This window comes from Nitratidesulfovibrio oxamicus, assembly GCF_015731765.1.
GTDB classification, from domain to species: domain Bacteria; phylum Desulfobacterota; class Desulfovibrionia; order Desulfovibrionales; family Desulfovibrionaceae; genus Cupidesulfovibrio; species Cupidesulfovibrio oxamicus.
On record NZ_VRYY01000455.1, the window covers coordinates 1 to 1,919 of the forward strand.

The window sequence follows — 1,919 nt, forward strand, 5'->3', positions numbered from 1 at the left end:
GGGCTGGCGGGCGGCGGGCGGTGCGGGCGGGATGACGGCGCGGGGGCGCGATGGGGACAGCGCGGCACGGCCAAAAGGAGAGGGCCGCCGACATCCGGTGATGTCGGCGGCCCTGTGCGTCATGCATCATGCGGGGCGCGGAGGCGGGAAGGTGGGAAGTCCTCTGTGAAGGCCGGTGGGTGCGCCCCGCCGCTGCTCCGTCAGTCCGGACTACTGGTTGGTCTGGGGCATCTGGCCGTCATGCATGGGGCCATGGCCCATGCCCTGGCCACCCATCATGCCGCCACCCATGCCGCCATGACCCATGCCGTGGCCACCCATCATGCCGCCGCCCATGCCCATGTGGCCCATGCGGCCATAACCGGGGTTGACGCCCACTTCCTTTTCCAGGCGTTCGTCAAGGGCGGTGTATTCCTTGCGGATCTGGGTGCGCAGGTCGGACAGTTCGCCCGTCAGCTTGGAAATGGCTTCCGGCTTGGTGTTGGGGTTGCCGGACAGGGCGTTCAGTTCGGTATGCTTGGCCCAGGCCTTGTCCTTCAGCGGCTGGATGCGGGCGTCCGCTTCCTTGTAGATGGCGTCGTATCTGGCCTGCTTTTCCGGGGTCAGGGAGTTGTACACCGCGCCGGTGGCGCAGCGGCCGCCCATGCCACCCATGCCGCCCATGCGGGCAAAGGCGCTGTCGGTGATGCCGGTGATGGCGATCAGGCCCGCAAGGGCGACGGTGCCGAGGACGAGATGCTTGGTCTTCATGATGTGTGCTCCTGTGTTGATTCGTTGCCGCCCCGCCTGGCGTCTTCGCTGCATCCGCCGTGGATGGCGCGGCCATGTACTGTGATGCGGGGCTGGTGCGCTTGTTGCTTGTCTCGGTAAAAGCAACCGTCGTGCCAAGGGACGCTGAAAATGCGTAATAGTGAATTATAACAGGAAAAACATGCTTAGTTCGTGCATCGGCAGGCTGACGGTCATCTGCACGAAAACCATGCACATGTATAAAAACTATACGCAGCCGTTCAGGTAGTGTATGAAAATCGAACAGGTGTCGCGGCATCGACCAGCCCGTCCATGGGCGGCCATCGCACACCGCAAGGAAATCCCATGCGTACCCACAAGGCCATCAACACGCCGCTGCCCTCGCCGTGGCTGATCATCGGGGCCACGGTTGCCCTGGCCCTGGTGCTGGCCGTGCTTACCGTGCTGAACCACGATGGCGAGCAGGAATCCATGCGCCGCATCCTGTCCGAAAAGGGCGCTTCGCTGATCCGGGCCTTCGAGGCCGGGGCGCGCACCGGCCTGCGCGGACGCACCGGGGGCGAACTGCGCTTGCAGGTATTGCTGGAGGAAATGGCAGACCAGCCGGACATCCAGTTCATCGCCGTAACGGACAGGCAGGGCGTGGTGCTGGCCCACAGCGATCCGCAATGGATTGGCCGTTCCCTGGCCGATCCGGCCACCATGGAGGCCTTGGCCGTTCCCCCGCCGCCAGTTCCTTTGGGACGCGACGGGCGCGACGGGGAGGGCGGGCGCCAGCAGCCCCGCGACGAGGTGGGCTGGCGGCTGATGGAGGCGGGCGGCCAGCGCGCCTTTCTGGTGTACCGCACCTTCATTCCGTTGCGGCCCACGGCGCGGCACATGGGCATGGGGGGCATGGGCGGCCACATGATGGGCCACGGCATGCGTGCCCCGGAATCCGGCATGGGCTCCATGCCCGGCTGGCTACGCCGCGAGATGGAGGCGGACATGCAGGCCGAGCGCGATGCCCCGCCCCCGGTGATCATCGTGGCGCTGGATACGGCCCCCTTCGACGCGGCCCGCGCGGCGGACCGCCAGCATACCCTGGTCATGCTGTCCATCCTGGCCTTGCTGGGCGGGGCCGGGGCGCTTTCGCTGCTGTGGTCGCGCCATGCCCGCGCCGCGCGGCG

General features: G+C 67.0%; 2 protein-coding genes. One reads left to right on the forward strand and one right to left on the reverse strand.

The features are described from left to right. Nucleotides 1-210 precede the first annotated feature (210 nt). On the reverse strand, nucleotides 211-750 hold the full coding sequence (locus FVW20_RS13870) for a periplasmic heavy metal sensor (protein ID WP_196610078.1): 540 nt from the start codon (nucleotides 748-750) through the stop codon (nucleotides 211-213). Between the two features lie 345 nt (nucleotides 751-1,095). Between FVW20_RS13870 and FVW20_RS13875 the strand changes: the two genes are divergently transcribed. Next, a partial coding sequence (locus tag FVW20_RS13875; protein WP_504739160.1) for a sensor histidine kinase family protein occupies nucleotides 1,096-1,919 on the forward strand: 824 nt, incomplete at its 3' end.

Excerpts from the sequence above, each read along its gene's own strand:
- FVW20_RS13870 (WP_196610078.1), bottom strand. The coding sequence starts at position 750 with ATGAAGACCAAGCATCTCGTCCTCGGCACCGTCGCCCTTGCGGGCCTG.